This is a genomic window from Virgibacillus aidingensis (genome assembly GCF_010994035.1).
Classification (GTDB): Bacteria; Bacillota; Bacilli; order Bacillales; family Amphibacillaceae; genus Virgibacillus_N.
Genome location: NZ_WIXN01000001.1, coordinates 254,956 through 274,073, shown reverse-complemented (window position 1 = coordinate 274,073; position 19,118 = coordinate 254,956). Strand labels below are relative to the sequence as shown.

Sequence of the window (19,118 nt, the reverse complement as noted above, 5' to 3'; positions counted from 1 at the left end):
CTGCACCACGCAGTTGACTTGAGACAAACCATGTTTTTACAGTCCCTCCGGAAACCTGACTGGGTCAGCTTTCCATCAAAGTATAAAGGAGTGATCAAGATTAATGTTATCGCAGAAGTTTTTCCGGATTTAATGCGCGGATTGGGTGTTACCGTAAGCGTACTTATCGCATCTGCTTTTTTTGGGTATTTGATGGCATTTATTGCAGGGCTGTGCAGGTTATCAAATAATATTGTACTGAGAAAATTCACAGGATTCTATATTGAAGTCTTTCGCGGTACTTCATTAATTGTTCAGCTGTTCTGGCTCTATTATGCCGTACCAATGCTGTTCGGGATTGAGCTTGGAAGCAACTGGTGGATTGGGGTTATCGCCATTGCTTTAAACTATGGGGCATACATGTCTGAAATTGTGCGCGGCTCTATTCTGGCAGTGGCAAAGGGACAGACAGAAGCTGCTACAGCGCTGAACATGTCCAGTTTTCAGCGAATGAGACTCATCATACTTCCGCAGGCAGTCCGTATGATGCTGCCCGAATTCGGAAACTACCTTATTCAAATGCTTAAAGCGACTTCATTAGTATATTTAATTGGCTTGAACGATATTTTCTATTACGGAAATATACTGAGGAGCAATGACTTATCCATGGCGCCAACCGTGTATTTATTAGTACTTCTATTCTACTTTATTCTTGCATTGCCGTTAATTTTCTTAGTGCGCAAAGCGGAGAGCATTTCCAAGAAAGGGGTGGCTAGCTAATGAATTGGAGCTGGGAAACCTTTTTTGATGCGCTCCCTCTCGTTGCATCAGGATTAGGTATTACAATCGGACTTACGATCGCAAGCTATTTATTTGCACTTATTTTTGGTTTTGTATGGGTCTTTTTAAGAAGAATTCCATTCAAACCAATCAGCTGGACGGTTACATGGATTATGGAATTTATCCGTTCGACACCACCGCTCGTTCAGTTATTTTTCATTTATTTTGCCTGGCCGGTAGTTCCTTATGTAGGAATGACACTGGACCCATTTACAAGTGCGGTGCTAGGACTCGGCCTGCATTTCAGCACGTATATCGGAGAAGTATACCGCTCAGGAATCGAAGGCGTGGATAAAGGACAATGGGAAGCTTCTACTGCTTTAAATTATTCTCTTTATGATAAATGGACGAAGATTATATTACCGCAAGCAGTGCCGCCAACTATTCCGATGCTTGGCAACTACTTAATCATCCTGTTTAAGGAAGTACCGCTGGCATCAACGATCGGTGTTGTAGGTATCCTGCATATGGCTCAAAGCTATGGTTCGCAATACTGGGCTTATTTGGAGCCATTAACCATTGTAGGTATCCTTTTCCTAATCTTAAGCTATCCTTCTGCTATTTTAATCAGTAAACTGGAAAAGAGAATGAATCGTCGATTTGATAAAAAAGCAGCGTTATCCAGTACGCAAAAAGGGACGGTGGTATAAATGACAGAACCTATTGTTGAGTTTAAAGATATACACAAATCTTTTGGGGATGTAAAAGTTTTAAAAGGCATTGATCTTAATATCAAGCCGGCGGAAAAAATTGCAGTTATCGGGCCGAGCGGTTCCGGGAAAACAACCATTATCCGCATGCTGATGACACTGGAAGTTCCTACTTCCGGAGATATTATTGTGGACGGTGTTAATCTTTGGAAAATGGAAAAGAACGGAAAAATGGTCAAGGCAAACGAAAAGCATCTTCGGGAAGTCCGCGGGGATATTGGTATGGTATTTCAGCACTTTAATTTATTCCCGCATATGACTATTTTGGAAAATTGCATGACTGCACCAATTCATGTTAAAAAAGAAGATAAAGAAGAAGCACGCGAGCGTTCTATTCAAATGCTGGAAAAAGTGGGACTGGGAGACAAGCTGGATAACTACCCAAACCAGTTATCAGGCGGTCAGAAGCAGCGTGTTGCGATGGCCAGAGCGCTGGTAATGCGGCCGAAAATCATGTTATTTGATGAGGTAACCTCTGCCCTGGATCCCGAGCTTGTCGGTGAGGTGCTGGAGGTAATTCGTGACATCGCAAAAGAGGGTGAGATGGCCATGGTGCTTGTGACCCACGAGATGGACTTCGCACTCGACGTAGCTGATAAAGTGCTGTTTCTTGATGAAGGCGTCATAGCCGAAGAAGGAACTGCAAGCGAAGTCATCGAACACTCCAAAAACGAACGGCTGCAAAGTTTCCTGCACCGTTTCCGCAGCTGAAACAAAGGGACGGTTCTCCTGTTGCAGAAGTCTGCGACAGGAGAACCGTCCCGCTGTTTTATTTTGGATCTTCACCGATAATTTTAACTTCCCTTTCCAATTTCACTCCAAACTTTTCTTCCACGGTTGCCTGTATATGATGGATTAAAGCAATATATTCTGTAGCTGTTGCTCCGTCCTTATTTACGATAAATCCGGCATGTTTTTTAGATACCTCGGCACCGCCGATTTGACTGCCCTGAAGCTTGCTGTCCTGAATCAGCTTTCCGGCAAAATAACCCGGGGGACGTTTGAATACGCTGCCGCAGGACGGATATTCCAGCGGCTGCTTAGACTCTCTTTTATATGTCAGATCATCCATTACTGCCTTTATATCCCCGTAATTCCCCGGCTTCAGTTCAAAGGTGGCTTCAAGCACAATGTATCCTTTATCAGGTATATTACTTGTACGGTAATCAAGGTCCAGTTCATCTGCTGTCAGTGTAAGCAGGTCTCCCTCTCTGTCAACGACTGTCGTGCTCGTTAATACATCTTTTATTTCACCGCCATAAGCCCCGGCATTCATAAACAAAGCGCCGCCGACAGAGCCGGGAATACCGCAGGCAAACTCCAGACCTGTTAACTTTTCATTCAGGGCTTCTCTGGAAACATCAATAATCCTTGCGCCGCTTTGTGCAATGATAGTAGTGTTATCCACTTTTATATCTGTTAATTGCTGGAGGTTCATAACAATCCCGCGTATACCGCCATCCTTGACAATTAAATTTGATCCATTCCCCAGCAGGGTAAAGGCGACATTTTCTTTATTTGCCAGTTTAACAATTTCCTGTACTTGTTCATAGGTTTCAGGTCTTACTAAAAAGTCGGCTTTTCCGCCAAGATGCGTGTAGGTATGATTTTTTAACTGTTCATCCACCATCACATTTTTCTTTGCTGTAATATGAATTAATTTATCGTAAATATGATGACCATTTGACACCTGTATCATTCCTTTATAGAAAACTTGGCTTTCACTAAAGGGATTCTGAAAGTGTGTTTTTCCTTCCCAAAGCCCTTAAGCCGTGACGTGCAAGCCTCAGCACTACTTGGAGAGTCCTATTTCGGACCATGCGCTATACAATTGAATAAAATTATTCTTTCCTGACAACAAAAAATATATATTTTTCCCGTGTGCCAAATCAAGTATTTTTCGCTTGAATCTTTTTAACGCACACATAACATCATCTGTTATATTGTAAGTCATTCTGCATCATCTTGCCACAGAAAAGAAGAAATAATTTTATCAACTTGTCCGCTATGATGCAGGTGGCTATGACCCATGTCGTTATCCTTAATTATTATTTCCTCCATTTGCTCTTCCGGTACGTAATTTTCCAATGCTTGAACACTATCTGTATCTGCTACTGTGTCCCCTGTGCTGCCAATATTCAACACTTGGGTTTTTTTCGGAAATGTTCCTGCTTCCAATAATTGAAACCCGGCTGAATCGGGTTTTAAATCCTCTGCTGCAGGGTCATGGTGAATCTGAAAATATTCCTGGCTTAGAATACCGGCAAACGGGGCTCCCAATGCAATGAATTTTTTTACCTCCGGATAATCTTCACTCTGGTACTGCATGATATATTTCAAGGAAACAATCCCGCCCATCGAGTGACCCACCAAGTTTACGCTTTCTGTTCCATAGTTATTTTTCAATGAATGAAGCACGTCGGCAAGCCAGCCTGCGGTATCTTCAAAATCTGCCCGGTTGTTTTCAAATACTACCTGCACAAATTGTGGACCGCTGCTGTTGTTATTCAAATAATACTCCTGTATTTCCCCATTTTCGCCGACATAAAAGACAAGCACTTTATTTCCGATCTCGTATATATTTTCAAATCGGTACAGCATAAATCCAAAGGAGAAGAAAGTACCTTTGTATCCGTGGACAAATACGGCAGGTTCTGTGATATTCTCTTCAGCTTTGTAAGGCGCTCCAAGCAAAAAGAGCGATCCAAAAATAATGAAACTGACCAATGTTAGCTTCTTGATGTTTAATTGTCTCACATCCAGCCCCTCACTCGGGATGCGGGGGTATATTCTTACGATGGGACGAGCTTACAAACATAGTCCCGCTCCCCTTGACCCGTTTATTCTAATAACTTAAATCAGGCCCCAGGCAACAGCAAAATGCGAGTTTACCGGATGGTTATCGCGCCTACGGCAATATTTCAGTTGTCACTCCGATATATCAGATTTAGGAGAAATGGAGCAGCGCTCATGAAAATATATCAGCATCCCGGTACTCGTCAGTTGCCCCGGATGAAGCACCTGATCCTTGTCCCGTTTATTTTACCACAGATAAACAGTTTAAAACTTTTATGCGGAAACTATTTCCCTTTGTCAGAGATTAGTATGCTTACAGCAACGTTTTTATCCGGTGAAAGACAGGTCTTTTATTTTCAAAAGTGGAAACATATTCATATCCAAGGGACTGAAGCAGTTCCAGAGCTTCCTTAAAACCATAGGCAAGGGTTGTTTCCACATGGGAATCAGAACCAAGGGTAATAATTTCTCCGCCAAGTGCTTTGTAGAGTTTTAAAATGTCTGTACTTGGCATCCCGCTGTCCATTCCGTATCTTTTCCCCGAAGTATTTAATTCAATCCCTTTACCGGCCGGGATGATTTCTTTAAAGATTTCCCCAATGATATCATGGAATTCCTTTTTGCTCTCCTGCCTTTTATACCGTTTAACCAAATCCAGATGGCCCAGCACCTGGAAATTTTTAAAATGCTTTACACAGTACAGCAGCTCTTCATAATACTTCTGGTAGGCTGCTTCCTGTGTTTTCCCTTCAAAAAATGCGCCTGAATGAAGATCTTTCTTGTCAGATGTATGCATAGAGCAGATGATGAACTCAAAATGCTCCTTTTCGATTAAATCATTGTATCTTTCTAGCTGGTGAGGCTGAATCCCGATTTCAACTCCCTTTCTAATCGTTAATTGCTCTCCGTATTGATACTGCATTTCCGCAATTTTCCTATCATAGTCTTCCAGATCCAATTCAAATACGATCGATGTATCGGGATAATCATAGTCAATGTGCTCTGTAAAGCATATTTCATCCAGCCCAAGCCGAATGGCTTCCCTGATCGTTTCTTCCATCGGTGTTTCGCAATCAGCGGAAAAATCACTGTGCGTATGATAATCAAACATAAAAAATCCCCCTGTTATCCTTGACTTTTATATACATCCTTATTAAAATACTACTATAAAACTTTATCTAGATAAAGCGATAAAGTGATAAAGTTACGGGAAAGGGGTCATTTCGTGCAACCCTATGTATATGATAAAGAAAATAGCAGCAAAATAGAAGACTTTCAGATTCGGGAAGTCCTCATATCCAAACTGAGAAAGCGGTTTGAAACTTATGGCTATAAGCAAATTCAAACCTCTGTCTTTGAAGCTTATGATGTTTACGCCAATCTGTCCGGAACTGTAAATAAGGACGACATGATTAAGGTGATTGATTCCTCAGGGAAAGTGCTGGTGTTAAGGCCTGATGTTACCATTCCAATTACCAGAATGGAAGCTTTGAATAAACAGCCATTACAGGAGGAAAAACGCTATTTTTATATATTGGATGTATTCCGGCAGCTGTCAGCACAGAATGGGCAAAAGGAACACACGCAAGCAGGCATAGAATATCTTGGAAAAAGCACACCGGAAGTGGATGCAGAAGTAATTATGCTGGCCGTTCACCTGCTGAAGGATTTGAACTTTGCCAACTTCAAAATCGAAATAGGCCATGCCGGTTTTACTAAAGAACTAATCTCGAACCTTTCTTTATCCAACGGACAGCAGGAACAGCTGGAATCTTATATTCAATCAAAAAATCTGGCAGAATTAGAGGCTTTTCTTGCGGATTTGCCTATAAAAACAGAGTGGAAACAGGCAATAAAACAAATTCCGATGATGTACGGCAGACCGGATGAAGTTATAAAGCAAGTGAAAGCCATTCCCATACCCGGTCCGCTTGAGCAGGAGCTGGAGAATTTAATTAAACTATGGAAAGTACTGGAAGCCTATGAAATTAGTGATAATGTCGTTTTGAACCTTGGCCTCATCAATAATATGGATTACTACACGGGAATCATTTTTCAGGGGTATGTAGAAAATACAGGCAGACCCGTTTTGATGGGCGGACGATATGATCAATTAGGAGTCCAATACGATAAGCATATCCCGGCAATTGGGTTTGCCGCGGAAGTAGATGTACTATTGCAGGCAGTAATCCAGCAGGGGTTAATTACAAAAAAGAGAGAGATTCGCGACTTTATTATCTTTTATGACAAAAATAAGCAGAAAGAAGCATTAACCACTGCTTTTGAACTGCGCACCAAAGACTATCGCGTATTAACCTTTTCAGCAGATGAAGAGATTGATTTAGACGGAAGATATGAATTATTTTTTACCAGTACAGGAAATGAATTGCGAAGCGGCAGGCAGGTAAGGCCATTTTCTAATACAGCTGACCTCGTCAGGATACTGGAAGAAATGAAGGAGGGCAGCTAGGTGGAAACAATAACATTAGCCATGGCAAAAGGAAGGACAGCACAGAGCACTATTGAACTGCTTAAAACCGTCAACATCCAATTTCAGGATTTTCATGAAAAATCCAGAAAACTGATCTTTTACAATGAGGACCACACGATTAAATTACTGTTTGTCAAAGCAGTGGATGTACCGACATATGTGGAAAAAGGAGCGGCAGATATTGGGATTGCCGGAAAAGACAATATACTTGAGTCCAAAGCAGATGTTTATGAAATGCTCGATTTACAGATTGGAAAATGCCAGTTTTCAATTGCAGGCAAAAACAGCGAGCAATTTGGGCAGCAGCAGAATATAGTCGTTGCTTCCAAATATCCCAATCTGACGGAAAGGCATTTTGCCAAAAAAGGACAGACTGTAGACATAGTTAAATTAAATGGTTCCGTGGAACTGGCACCGCTGATCGGCCTCGCCGATTATATTGCCGATATCGTGGAAACAGGAACGACATTAAGAGAAAATGGACTTTCTGTTATTGAGAAAGTAGAAGATATTAGTACGAGACTTATAGTAAATAAAGCAAGCTTTGCAACAAAGTCGGCTGAAATTCAAGACTTTATTAAAAAAATAGATAGGGCAATGAGGTGACAGAGAATGGAAATGCTGACCGCGAAACATTTCAAACAAAGAACCGCCGAAAGGGAAACAGGAACAAAAGCGGTGGATGATCAAGTGATGGAAATTATCGCCCGGGTAAGGAAGTATGGAGATCAGGCCATTTATTCTTATACAGAAAAATTTGACAGTGTTAAACTTACCAGTCTTACCGTTACGGAACAAGAATTTGATGATGCCGGGAAAATGGCTGATCCCGCTGTCATCCAGGCTCTGCATCAGGCAAAAGCAAATATTGAAAGATTCCACCGGCAGCAGGTGGAAAAATCCTGGTTTCATGAAAAAGAACAAGGGGTGACCCTTGGACAAAAAATAACACCCATGGAAAAAGCGGGCATCTACATTCCGGGCGGAAAAGCAGCCTATCCATCAACAGTTTTAATGAACGTCATCCCTGCAAAAGTAGCGGGTGTAGAAAAAATTGCCATAACCACCCCGCCACAGCCGGATGGCACAGTAAACCCATATGTATTGATTGCGGCCAGGATTGCCGGCGCAGACGCAGTGTATAAAATTGGCGGAGCACAGGCCATTGCCGCTTTGGCATACGGCACGGAAACAGTGGAAAAGGTCTCAAAAATTACTGGTCCCGGAAATGTATATGTTGCCCGTGCAAAAAAATGGGTATTTGGTGAAGTGGATATCGATATGATTGCCGGACCGAGCGAAATTTGCATCCTGGCAGATGAAACTACCAACGCCAAGTATGCTGCAGCCGACCTGCTGTCACAGGCTGAACATGATGAGTCTGCCAGCAGCATTTGTGTAACGGCAAGCCGGACAGTGGCAGAGAATATTTTAACCGAGATCAAAAAACAATCTGCAGTATTGGATAGAAGAGAAATCATTGAAAAGTCACTGTCACAGAATGGTAAATTAATTATTGTGGAAAATCTGCAGGAAGCCTATGACGTTATCAATGAGCTTGCACCGGAACATTTGCAGTTAATGACAGACCATCCTGCTGACGATCTCTCTTTTATAAAAAATGCCGGCGCCATCTTTCTTGGTGAGTATTCACCCGAGGTGCTCGGCGATTATTATGCCGGGCCTAATCATACTTTGCCGACAAGCGGAACAGCTAAATTCTCCTCCCCGCTCGGCGTGTATGATTTTGTAAAAAAATCAAGTATCATTCATTATTCCCGGCATGCATTAACTACAGCAGCGGAGAATATTGTCCTGCTTGCCGAGACGGAAGGCTTAACAGCACATGCAAATGCCCTAAAGGTTAGAAAGGATGACAGTTATGCGTAACGCATCGGTTAAAAGAGAAACTGCAGAAACAAAAATTGATTTACGTCTGAATATCGATGGGGATGGTGATTCAAACATAAATACGGGAATTGGTTTTTTTGATCATATGCTCACACTAATGACAAAGCATGGGCTGCTCAATTTGGATGTGAACTGTGATGGAGATTTGGAAGTGGATCAGCATCATTCCGTGGAAGATGTTGGAATTGCATTTGGGCAGGCATTCAACAAAGCACTTGGCAATAAGGCTGGAATTACCCGGTATGCAACGATCACCACACCGATGGATGAAGCCTTATCCACGACTTCCCTGGATATAAGCGGCCGTTCATTTCTCATCTTTCATGTGGAGGGGCTTAAGGATAAAGCCGGCAGCTTTGATACGGAATTGGTCGAGGAATTCTTTTTGGCCTTTACCAGACATGCCCGTGTGACGCTTCATATTAATTTACAGTACGGAACAAACACGCATCATATAATTGAATCGATTTTTAAAGGATTTGGAAGAGCACTTGATTTTGCGAGCCAAAAAAATGACCGGGTCAAGGGAATACCATCCACGAAAGGCACGTTATAGCATACAAGCAGGCAATGCCCTATTTCCCTGAAAGGAAGCATGTACATGATCGCAATAATAGATTACGGTGCAGGCAATATGAAAAGCCTGCAATTTGCATTAAATAGATTACATCTCGACTCCCGCCTTACTGTCGATGAAAAAACGATTAAAGAGAGTGAAGCCATCATTCTTCCAGGTGTCGGAGCGTTCCATGATGCCATGCAGTCGCTGCGTCTGGCCGGTTTACCCGAGATACTGCAGTCTGAGGTTAAAAGAGGAAAACCGATTCTCGGTATATGCCTCGGAATGCAGCTATTTTATGAAACAAGCTATGAGGATGGCAATTGGGAAGGGCTTCAATTTTTAGAAGGAGAGGTTAAGAGGATCAGCGATTCCGTAAAGGTTCCCCATATGGGCTGGAATACACTGACAAAGCACCAGGATGCTCCCCTCCTGAACCAAGTTGATGAGACCGACTATGTATACTTTGTCCATTCCTATAAAGTCGTTAACCATGATAAAAAAACGCTTCTGGCAAGCACGAGTTACGGCGGGGAAATCCCGGCCATTGTGCAGCACAATAATTTAATCGGCATGCAATTTCATCCGGAAAAAAGCGGGGCAGCCGGTTTGCAGCTCTTAAAAACATTTGGGGAGATGATCTCATGATTCTTTTTCCGGCTATCGATATAAAAAATGGAAAATGCGTACGGCTTACCCAGGGGGATTATAATCAGGAAACAATCTATAGCTCATCCCCTGCCGATATGGCTGCAAAGTGGGAGAAAAAAGGCGCAGAATATCTTCACGTCGTCGATCTTGACGGTGCAAAAACTGGTACTGCTGCAAATCAGGACATCATCAGCCGGATTACCGGTGACGTTTCAATTCCGGTACAAATCGGGGGAGGAATCCGGTCCATGGAAACGGTGGAAAAGTATATTGAAGCAGGTGTCTCCCGTGTCATTATTGGTACAGCAGCAATTAATGACAGAGACTTTTTAATGAAAGCCGTAAGCACCTGCGACGACAAAATTGCCGTATCCATTGATGCGCGCAATGGCTATGTGGCCACCAACGGATGGACGGAAACAAGCAGAGTAAATGCAGCTGATTTGGTGAAAGAGCTGGAAGCCCTTGGGGTAAATACGGTGATTTATACCGACATTTTAAAGGATGGAATGCTGAAAGGTCCTAATTTTGGGGAGCTGCAGACCATCAATAATGCCACATCAATCAATGTCATCGCATCAGGCGGCGTGACCACAAAAGAGGATATATGTAAATTAAAAAATCAAAACCTGTACGGTGCCATTATCGGAAAAGCATTATATGACGGCACATTATCATTTGAAGAAGCATTGGAGGGTGAAGCAAATGCTGGCTAAACGCATTATTCCTTGTCTGGACGTGGACAAAGGCAGGGTCGTGAAAGGGAAGAAATTTAAGGACATCCAGGATGTAGATGATCCTGTTGCACTGGGAAAAAGATATAACCGGGATGGTGCGGACGAACTCGTATTTTACGATATAACGGCATCTAATGAAGAGCGGAAAATTTTTCTGGATGTGGTAGAAAAGGTGGCAGCAGAAAATGCCATACCATTTACTGTCGGCGGGGGTATCCGTACATTGGAAGACATTCACAGCACGCTTCATGCCGGAGCGGATAAAGTATCAATCAATAGTGCCGCCGTGAATAATCCCGAGCTTATTAAAGAAGCAGCCTTGAAATTTGGCACGCAATGTATTGTCCTATCCATTGATGCCAAGAAAACCGGGGCAAACAAATGGGAAGTATTTATTAATGGCGGGCGGACAAATACAGTAAAGGATGTACTGGAGTGGGCAAAACAGGGAGAAATGCTCGGCGCCGGTGAAATTGTTCTGAATGCCATAGAAACAGACGGGGAAAAAAGCGGATATGACATGAAGTTAATGCAAGCTGTTGCCTCAGCTGTAAACATACCAATCGTGGCAAGCGGCGGAGCTGGAAAACCTGAACATTTCTCAAGTGTTTTAAGAAAAGGCTATGCAGATGCCGCTTTAGCAGCTTCTGTATTTCATTATAATGAAATTCCCATCCCTGAATTAAAAAAATTTCTGGATAAAGAGGGAATTCCAGTCAGGAGGAGTATGTAATGGATGTTGCAGCACTTAAATTTGATGAAAATGGATTAATTCCCGCTATTATTCAAGATGCACAGACAAAAGAAGTGTTGACATTGGCATATATGAATGAAGCCTCCCTAAAAAAAACAATGGAAACAAAGGAAACATGGTTTTTCAGCAGAAAGCGCCAGGAACTTTGGAATAAAGGAGAAACCTCGGGGAATAAACAGATTGTGAAACATATCAGCTTTGATTGTGACAGTGATGCGCTCCTAGTGCAGGTGGAGCCTCTGGGGCCTGCATGCCACACGGGAGAGGATACATGCTTCCACAACATTCTTTACCAGGATGGAGAAATGGAATCCGATGTCATTCCCATGCTGACAAATAAAATAAAAGATCGTAGAAATAATCCGGAAGAAGGATCCTATACAACCTACCTATTTAACAAAGGGTTGGATAAGATTCTGAAAAAGGTCGGCGAAGAAACAAGCGAGGTCATTATTGGAGCAAAAAATAACGATAAACAGGAACTCATCTGGGAAATCGCTGATTTAACTTACCATACACTTGTACTCATGGAGCTGTTGGATGTTTCCGTCTCCGATATAAAAAGCGAGCTGCACAAAAGACATATCCAAAAAGAAGGAAATCAGGATGAGTAAATTCTGGAGTGAGACTATAAGGCGTTCGGAGCCCTATATCCCTGGTGAGCAATTAAATGATCCGGATATTATCAAACTGAATACGAACGAAAACCCCTATCCCCCATCTCCAAAAGTTAGAGAAGCGATAAATTTGGAGATGAATAGGCTGCATCTTTATCCCGATCCAACTGCTGTTTCCCTGAGACAATTAGTTGCGGATTATTACGGATTAGATAAGGATTGGGTCTTTGCCGGGAACGGATCAGATGAAATACTCGCCTTTTCTTTTATGGCTTTTTTTGAAAAAGGGAAAAAAATACGCTATCCTGCTGTCACGTACAGTTTTTATCCCGTATATGCCAATATTTTTCATGTGCCGGCAGAGGAAATCTCTTTAAACAGAGATTTCACCCTCCCTGTGGAAGCCTTTTTCCAATCGGAAGGCGGTGTAATTTTCCCAAATCCAAACGCGCCTACAAGTATTTACTTACAACTGGATTCCATCAGGGAGATTGCGGAAAATAACCCGGATAACGTGGTCATTGTCGATGAAGCCTATGTTGATTTTGCAGAAAAATCCGCTGTCGAACTGACGGCTCAATTTGAAAATGTTCTGGTGATCCAGACGCTATCCAAATCCCGTTCCCTTGCAGGGCTGCGGGTTGGCTTTGCAATCGGCCATCCACATTTAATAGAAGGACTCAACCGGGCAAAAGACTCGTTCAACTCCTACACCATTGACAGATTGGCTATGGAAGGTGCAAAGGCTGCCATCCAGGACAGGACATATTTTAAAGAAACGACTGCAAAAATTATTCATACAAGAGGGTGGGTCAGCAGTGAAATGAAAAAAAGAGGTTTTCATGTGCTCCCTTCTCAAACTAACTTTATTTTTGCCTGCCATTACCAGAAGAAAGCTCTTCAATTATACGAAGACCTGAAAGAACAAGGCGTATTGATCCGCTATTTTAATAAACCCGGGATAGATAACTATATTCGGGTTACGATTGGAACAGATGAGCAAATGGAGATATTTTTAAGAAAATTGGATCTGGTTATGCAGGGTGATACCTTAATATAGTTATGGAAGAATGAATCTGTTCACACTCCCCATCATGGTGAGGTTGAGTACTTCCCATTTGAAATACACGAACAGGGGCTGGGAAAAAGTATTTTTATCAAGGTAAAATCCAAACAATAATAATTAGCGCCTATTAACCGCTGCGGAAATCTACTTCGCTTTCACCCCTGGAACAAGTGCGACATCCGATCAAACTCCCTTTGGCCGTTTTCCCGGTGTCTGCTTTGCCGCGGGGGAGTGGTGTGCCTCCTCGGGCTGACGCCCTGTGGTGTCTCACCGATCTCCTGCTTCCCGCAACTCTTTACGGTGGGGCGAGCATTTAGCGCAGTCCCGGGAGTCTGCGTATATTTCCTCCGCTAGATTAGTTCATTGTTCGTATTTAGAATAAATTACTTTAGATATGTCCCACCCTCGTTAATTTTCCTGGGAGTTGTAAAATGGTGTTTTCTCCATTCGGTCACTTATTGATCAATGTCATTACCTGTAAATATTATTATAAAAGCGAAAAATAAAAAATAGCATACCGGCTCACTATTAGCAGTGATCGGTACGCTATTTCACTTGTTGTTTATATCATATGCTCGATTTCAGCATTTTCTCTCAGTTCTTCTACTTTTTCCGGCAGCTGTTCCTGGGTTTTCTGATTTTCCAGCTGGGCACGGATTAACTCTTCCATTTCATCCAGCCCTTCAATTTCTTCATTTTCTTCCCTAAGCTGCTCATAAAACTCCTCTACTTCCTCATCTGTCACTTCAATATCAAGCTCGGATTCAATATACTCTGCTGTAATTAGGTCATCTCTTAATTGGATTTTAAATTCCTCTTCAGTCAGGCCGAACTCCTCAAGCACAATGTTAAGCTGTTCTTCATTTTGTTCCTTTAGCTCATCAAATTCGTTCTGTACTTCGCCTTCTGTAATATCAATACCAATTGTTTCAGCATCCTGCCTGATTAATTGCTGTTCCACCAAAACATCCAATGTTTGCTCTTTAAGTAAATCCAGGTCACTGACATCCTGTCCAAATTGAGCCATTTGCATTTTTACCTGTGTATAGATAGGGTTATATCGGTCACCTTTTATTTCATACCCATTCACTGTAGCAACCAGTGTTTCGGGATCTACTCTTTCTTCGTCGGAAAACTCCACCTGTTCCTCTACCGGTGCTTCCGGATTTTCAGCTTCATCCCCATCATCACCGCAGGCAGCCAAAACAACCAGTAAAGTAAGCATAATGCTTATCATGAATCGTTTTATCATCTGATTTACCTCATTTCCTTATCATGTCTTTTTATCTAAACATATTTATTCTCCCCATTGCAAGTCCCGGGAGCACGTCGAAAAACCTTTATAGTGAGGGGCACCTCTTTACGGCGGGGCGAGAATACAGTGCAGGACCCAGGAGACTACGTATCCCAATCGGATAAATTACTAAACAGGGCTGTCCGGCAGCCAGAACTTACTGACTTATCGGACAGCCCTTTCACCCATTTATATCATGGATTTACTTTAAATTATCTAAAACATTTTCAATTTTTAATAGTTCAGATTGCAAACCACCGCCGCTTAAGTACCAGAGCGGTCCATCTAAATATACGATGTGATCATTTTGATAAGCCGTTGTTTTATTAATAATATCATTTTCTAAATCTTCATGGATATTGGAGTTCTCGCCTATGGAAGCCGTACGGTCAATAACAAATAATACTTCCGGGTCGAAATCCAAAATTGCTTCGTAACCGAAGTTAGAACCATGAGAAGAAGATTCAATGTCTTCTGTTACCGGATTAAAACCATATACATCATAAATGTAACCAAAACGGGAGTTTGTTGCGTATCCGGATAAATTCCCTTCGTTGTATAAAGTAGCCAGACTGGTTTCAAAATCTCCGGCTAAAGTATTCACTTCTTCCAAAGCAGAATCAATTTCAGCCAAATGTTCTTCAGCCTCTGCTTCTTTATCAAACATTTGAGCGGCAATTTCTACAGAAGATTCAAATGAGTTCCAATAGTCATCTTGCTGTGTGCCAACGAATAAGACATTTGGAGTAATTTCTTTTAATTGATCCAAGAATGCAGATTGGCGGCCGGAGATAAAAATGGCATCAGGCTCTAAAGCAGCAATATCTTCAAGCAGCGGCTCTTTTAAAGAGCCAACATTTGTATACGCATCAGAAGCGTACTCTTCTTCAAGATACGTTGGCAAGGAACCTTTCGGAACACCAACAATTCCCTCCACACCAAGTGCATCAAGTGTATCCAGAAAACCATAATCAAATACAACAATATTTTCAGGCATAGATTCAAAAGTTACATCTTCAAAAGTATGTGATTCACCATCTCTGCTTTCCGTAGAAGATGTAGTAGGTGAAACTGTCATTGGATAAGCAGCATTTTCCCCTTCGGCAGCGTTATCTGAAGCCTGCTCCTCACCAGCATTGCTTTCACCTGAATTTTCTGTTTCAGGCTCTTCTTCAACACCACATCCAGCAAGAAATAAAATCAATGCTAACACAGAAATAGTTAACCATTTTTTCATTTGTACTCTTCTCCCATCTATGTATGTATTTTAATAATCATACCTTAATTAATAATGATAATCATTATCAATTACTGCTAAGTATATAGCTTTAATTTCTTACTGTCAATATTTATTTGAAAGTAATTTAGGTTTTTATTCGGCAAAGGCTTACAAATTTTTTTGGTAAACGTTATTAAAGGTTTATTAAAATAAAATGCCGATCTGATGTTTTTCCAATTTCTCATACATTAAAAGTGTTCATGTATGCTTGATGCTTATCAATAAAAATCCCTCCTACAAAGTAAGAGGGAATGGAAAAAACCAAAACTGGATCCTTTTCTAACGAATCTATAGAGTCAATTCGCCACCGTATGCGAATTGAAATATACGCAAATACGACAGCCATTTTGTTCTTGAATCGGGATATCCAGGTCGTAAATTTCACGCAGTGCTGCTGAATTAATAATTTCACTCGTCGGTCCATTTTTTACGAGTTTGCCATCCTTCAATGCAACAATACGATCCGAATAAACAGACGCGAAGTTAATATCGTGTAATACAATGACTACTGTCTTGCCCAAGTCATCTACAAGTTTACGCAAAAATTTCATGATTTGAACAGAATGTTTCATATCCAGGTTATTCAAAGGCTCGTCAAGTAATATATATTCTGTATCTTGTGCAATAACCATCGCTATAAATGCACGTTGTTTCTGTCCGCCGGATAATTCATCTATAAACTGATCCTGCATGTCTGTTAAGTCCATATATTTTAGTGCCTTATCAACATATTCCTCGTCTTCTGCTGTAAGGCGCCCCTTCGAATAGGGGTAACGGCCAAAAGCTACAAGCTCACGTATGGTTAAACGGACATTGAGAAAGTTTGATTGCTTCAAAATGGAAACACGCTTGGCAAACTCATTGGACTTCCATTTTTTAACGTCCGTTTGATCAAGCAATACGTTTCCGGTATCCGATTCCAATAACCGGCTCACCATAGAAAGAAGTGTAGATTTACCGGCACCATTTGGCCCGATAAATGATGTGATAGTCCCTGGAACGATCTCCACTGACACATCTTTTACAACTGGCTTTTTACCAAACCGCTTTGTTAATCCCTTGATTTCTATCATCACACAGACCTACTTTCCTTTAATAGTAAATAAATGAAGTAAATTCCGCCGACAAAATTAATCACAACGCTTATTGTGGTACGCAATTCCAGAACATGTTCAACCAGAAATTGACCGCCGACTAATGCAATAATACTAATTAAACTCGCACCTAAAATTAAAACAGAATGTTTATGCGAAACAAGAAATTGATAGGAAAGATTCGCAACAATCAGGCCAAGAAAAGTAATCGGACCAACCAGTGCTGTGGCTGTAGCTATTAAAATTGACGATAAAATTAAAATCCTCATTACCATCTTGTCATAATTTATACCGAGGTTAATCGCATTATCACGACCAAGTGACATAACATCCAGCTGACCCATAATCCTGTAACCGTAGATGAACGAAATAAATAAAATCAACATGGAAATATATAACAGATCACCATTTACATTTGTAAAACTTGCAAATAAAAGACTTTGCAAACTTAAGTATTCCACGGGATCAATAAGTACTTGCAAAAACGTTACAAAGCTGCCCAGAAGCGTACCTAAAATTATTCCGATTAAAAGAAGGAAAAATAATGGATACTTATCAGCCCGAAATAGGAATCGATATAAAAGAAGTGCAAATAGTACCATTGCAGCAATTGCTGCACCAAAGTTTAAATATTCATTTAAGACCCAGACTGACATAGAGCCCGCAAAAAAGAAAATTACTGTCTGCACTACCTCATACATAGAGTCAAGTCCCATAATAGAGGGAGTTAAAATGCGATTTTGGGTAATCGTATGAAACACAACAGTCGCATACGCAATCGCAATCCCTGTTACAACCATCGCTCCTACCCGGATCATACGTCTTGGAAATGCGTAATCAAATCCGCCTTTTATATCATAAAACCCGTAAAGCAATACACAAATAATGACCAATACCAGTAAAAAAATCAGCTTCGTCCTATTACTTCGCATATGCTCTCCCCCTAAATAACAAAATTAAGAAGATCGCACTGCCGATTACTGCTACAGTTATATTTACCGGTATCTCAAACGGTCGGATAATAATGCGACCAAAAATATCACAAACTAACAGGAACACAACTCCTATCACCAGCGTATGAGGGATTGTTTTACGTATATTATCTCCCATATAAAGAGATACGATATTAGGTACAATGAGACCCAGAAACGGTATAACCCCGACAGTCAATACGACTGAAGTAGAGATAATCGCAACCAGAATAAGTCCAATATTCAGCACGAATTTATAGCTTAATCCCAAGTTTTTTGCAAAATCCTCGCCCATACCGGCAACAGTAAACTTATTAGCATAAAAGTAAGCTAAAATAACAGCTGGAATACTTACATATAATAGTTCATATTGCCCCGCGATAATTAATGTGAAGCTGCCCATTAACCACGATGAAAGATTTTGAAGTATGTCTGCTTCATAACCAAAAAATACTGTGATCGATGATAAAATATTTCCAAACATGATTCCGATTAGCGGAACGAAAATAGCATCTTTAAATTTAATGCGATCCAATATTTGCATGAAAACCAGGGTACCAGCCAAAGCAAAAGCAAAACTGAAAAATACCTGCTGTGTGTATGTAGCATTGGTAAGGAAAATCATGGAGATCATGATCCCTAATCTTGCTGCATCCAATGTTCCCGCTGTTGTTGGGGAAACAAACTTATTCCGGCTTAAACTTTGCATAATTAAGCCGGCAATACTCATGCCTGCCCCTGCTAATATTATCGCTATTAAACGGGGAACCCGGCTGATCAAGAAAATTTGTGTTTCTTCAGACTGCCAATCCAGCAAGTCAATTGGCTTAATATCAATTGCACCGATAAACAGCGATATAAATGACAGAACGACACCTGCAATTATTAACATCCATAGTCTCATTTGTATTCCCCGTATTTAGTTTATTCTAGTAAGATAAAAAATAAAGATAATCCTTCTTCATTAGTAAAAGAATCTATCATACTTATACCTTCAATAATCATCTTTATATTATTAATAATGATTATTATCTTTTAGCCAATCTAAATAAGAATGATATTCATTATCAATTAGACTCTTAGTTATCAGTATATCAGAATTAATGGGGACGTCAATATAAATCAGCCCATAAATTAAATTTCTACGTGATATATAACCCTGATTTCAAGGGGTTCGCATAGCGCTGGTTTTCTTTAAAACATTGGTATGTACGAGGTGCTCCACATTCACAGTGAGGGGACAATGCTTCTCCGGTTCCATTTTCATTCAGCCAGGTACCAAAAAGATGCTCGGAAACATCATTTTACTGATGTCTCTTCATAAGGGGTTTGAGAACCATTCCCGGGGACATTATTTTGCTTATTTCTT

General features: G+C 41.0%; 20 protein-coding genes. 12 read left to right on the top strand and 8 right to left on the bottom strand.

The window, feature by feature from the left end:
* The first annotated feature begins 132 nt into the window (after positions 1-132).
* Genes GHD25_RS01490 through ehuA form a run of 3 tightly spaced genes read left to right on the top strand, consistent with a single transcriptional unit; the run spans position 133 to position 2,240 of the window.
* The gene (locus tag GHD25_RS01490; RefSeq protein WP_164214660.1) at positions 133-759 is read left to right on the top strand and encodes an amino acid ABC transporter permease; all 627 of its coding nucleotides are present in this window, start codon (positions 133-135) and stop codon (positions 757-759) included.
* Entirely contained in the window at positions 759-1,469 is a 711-nt protein-coding gene (gene ehuD / locus GHD25_RS01485; RefSeq protein ID WP_164214566.1) for an ectoine/hydroxyectoine ABC transporter permease subunit EhuD, read from the top strand. Before GHD25_RS01490 ends, ehuD begins: the two co-directional genes overlap by 1 nt.
* A complete protein-coding gene (gene ehuA, locus GHD25_RS01480) occupies positions 1,470-2,240 on the top strand; it encodes an ectoine/hydroxyectoine ABC transporter ATP-binding protein EhuA (RefSeq protein WP_164214565.1) in 771 nt (256 codons plus the stop codon).
* Positions 2,241-2,298: 58 nt separating this feature from the next.
* On the opposite strand, the gene murB is transcribed toward ehuA, so the two are convergent.
* The 3 genes from murB to GHD25_RS01465 all read right to left on the bottom strand — a co-directional run bounded on the left by murB (position 2,299) and on the right by GHD25_RS01465 (position 5,436).
* Positions 2,299-3,228, bottom strand: a complete 930-nt coding sequence (gene murB / locus GHD25_RS01475; protein WP_205601309.1) for a UDP-N-acetylmuramate dehydrogenase — start codon at positions 3,226-3,228, stop codon at positions 2,299-2,301.
* A 251-nt stretch (positions 3,229-3,479) separates the two neighbouring features.
* Positions 3,480-4,286 (bottom strand): alpha/beta fold hydrolase, encoded by an 807-nt coding sequence (locus GHD25_RS01470; RefSeq protein ID WP_240452171.1) that lies wholly within the window; start codon positions 4,284-4,286, stop codon positions 3,480-3,482.
* 352 nt (positions 4,287-4,638) lie between these two features.
* Positions 4,639-5,436: a histidinol-phosphatase HisJ family protein gene (locus tag GHD25_RS01465; RefSeq protein WP_164214563.1), complete on the bottom strand. Its 798-nt coding sequence runs from the start codon at positions 5,434-5,436 to the stop codon at positions 4,639-4,641.
* Between the two features lie 114 nt (positions 5,437-5,550).
* Between GHD25_RS01465 and hisZ the strand changes: the two genes are divergently transcribed.
* Genes hisZ through hisC form a run of 9 tightly spaced genes read left to right on the top strand, consistent with a single transcriptional unit; the run spans position 5,551 to position 13,105 of the window.
* The gene (gene hisZ, locus GHD25_RS01460) at positions 5,551-6,795 is read left to right on the top strand and encodes an ATP phosphoribosyltransferase regulatory subunit (protein ID WP_164214562.1); all 1,245 of its coding nucleotides are present in this window, start codon (positions 5,551-5,553) and stop codon (positions 6,793-6,795) included.
* On the top strand, positions 6,796-7,422 hold the full coding sequence (gene hisG / locus GHD25_RS01455; RefSeq protein WP_164214561.1) for an ATP phosphoribosyltransferase: 627 nt from the start codon (positions 6,796-6,798) through the stop codon (positions 7,420-7,422).
* A 6-nt stretch (positions 7,423-7,428) separates the two neighbouring features.
* Entirely contained in the window at positions 7,429-8,706 is a 1,278-nt protein-coding gene (gene hisD / locus GHD25_RS01450) for a histidinol dehydrogenase (protein WP_164214560.1), read from the top strand.
* Positions 8,699-9,283: an imidazoleglycerol-phosphate dehydratase HisB gene (gene hisB / locus GHD25_RS01445; protein WP_164214559.1), complete on the top strand. Its 585-nt coding sequence runs from the start codon at positions 8,699-8,701 to the stop codon at positions 9,281-9,283. Before hisD ends, hisB begins: the two co-directional genes overlap by 8 nt.
* 45 nt (positions 9,284-9,328) lie before the next feature.
* Positions 9,329-9,934, top strand: a complete 606-nt coding sequence (gene hisH / locus GHD25_RS01440; RefSeq protein WP_164214558.1) for an imidazole glycerol phosphate synthase subunit HisH — start codon at positions 9,329-9,331, stop codon at positions 9,932-9,934.
* Positions 9,931-10,653: a 1-(5-phosphoribosyl)-5-[(5-phosphoribosylamino)methylideneamino]imidazole-4-carboxamide isomerase gene (gene hisA, locus GHD25_RS01435; RefSeq protein ID WP_164214557.1), complete on the top strand. Its 723-nt coding sequence runs from the start codon at positions 9,931-9,933 to the stop codon at positions 10,651-10,653. Before hisH ends, hisA begins: the two co-directional genes overlap by 4 nt.
* Entirely contained in the window at positions 10,643-11,407 is a 765-nt protein-coding gene (gene hisF, locus GHD25_RS01430) for an imidazole glycerol phosphate synthase subunit HisF (RefSeq protein WP_164214658.1), read from the top strand. The genes hisA and hisF overlap by 11 nt, the downstream gene beginning before the upstream one ends.
* On the top strand, positions 11,407-12,042 hold the full coding sequence (gene hisIE, locus GHD25_RS01425) for a bifunctional phosphoribosyl-AMP cyclohydrolase/phosphoribosyl-ATP diphosphatase HisIE (RefSeq protein ID WP_164214556.1): 636 nt from the start codon (positions 11,407-11,409) through the stop codon (positions 12,040-12,042). Before hisF ends, hisIE begins: the two co-directional genes overlap by 1 nt.
* The gene (hisC, locus tag GHD25_RS01420) at positions 12,035-13,105 is read left to right on the top strand and encodes a histidinol-phosphate transaminase (protein ID WP_164214555.1); all 1,071 of its coding nucleotides are present in this window, start codon (positions 12,035-12,037) and stop codon (positions 13,103-13,105) included. The genes hisIE and hisC overlap by 8 nt, the downstream gene beginning before the upstream one ends.
* 568 nt (positions 13,106-13,673) lie before the next feature.
* On the opposite strand, the gene GHD25_RS01415 is transcribed toward hisC, so the two are convergent.
* The 5 genes from GHD25_RS01415 to GHD25_RS01395 form a co-directional block, all read right to left on the bottom strand.
* Positions 13,674-14,363 (bottom strand): SurA N-terminal domain-containing protein, encoded by a 690-nt coding sequence (locus GHD25_RS01415; RefSeq protein ID WP_164214554.1) that lies wholly within the window; start codon positions 14,361-14,363, stop codon positions 13,674-13,676.
* A gap of 244 nt (positions 14,364-14,607) precedes the next feature.
* Positions 14,608-15,642, bottom strand: a complete 1,035-nt coding sequence (locus tag GHD25_RS01410; RefSeq protein WP_164214553.1) for a siderophore ABC transporter substrate-binding protein — start codon at positions 15,640-15,642, stop codon at positions 14,608-14,610.
* 338 nt (positions 15,643-15,980) lie between these two features.
* On the bottom strand, positions 15,981-16,757 hold the full coding sequence (locus GHD25_RS01405) for an iron ABC transporter ATP-binding protein (RefSeq protein WP_164214552.1): 777 nt from the start codon (positions 16,755-16,757) through the stop codon (positions 15,981-15,983).
* On the bottom strand, positions 16,757-17,710 hold the full coding sequence (locus GHD25_RS01400) for an iron chelate uptake ABC transporter family permease subunit (RefSeq protein ID WP_164214551.1): 954 nt from the start codon (positions 17,708-17,710) through the stop codon (positions 16,757-16,759). The genes GHD25_RS01405 and GHD25_RS01400 overlap by 1 nt, the downstream gene beginning before the upstream one ends.
* Positions 17,700-18,653 carry an ABC transporter permease gene (locus tag GHD25_RS01395; protein ID WP_164214550.1) on the bottom strand — a complete coding sequence of 318 codons (954 nt, stop codon included), beginning with the start codon at positions 18,651-18,653 and terminating at the stop codon, positions 17,700-17,702. Before GHD25_RS01395 ends, GHD25_RS01400 begins: the two co-directional genes overlap by 11 nt.
* Positions 18,654-19,118: the final 465 nt, after the last annotated feature.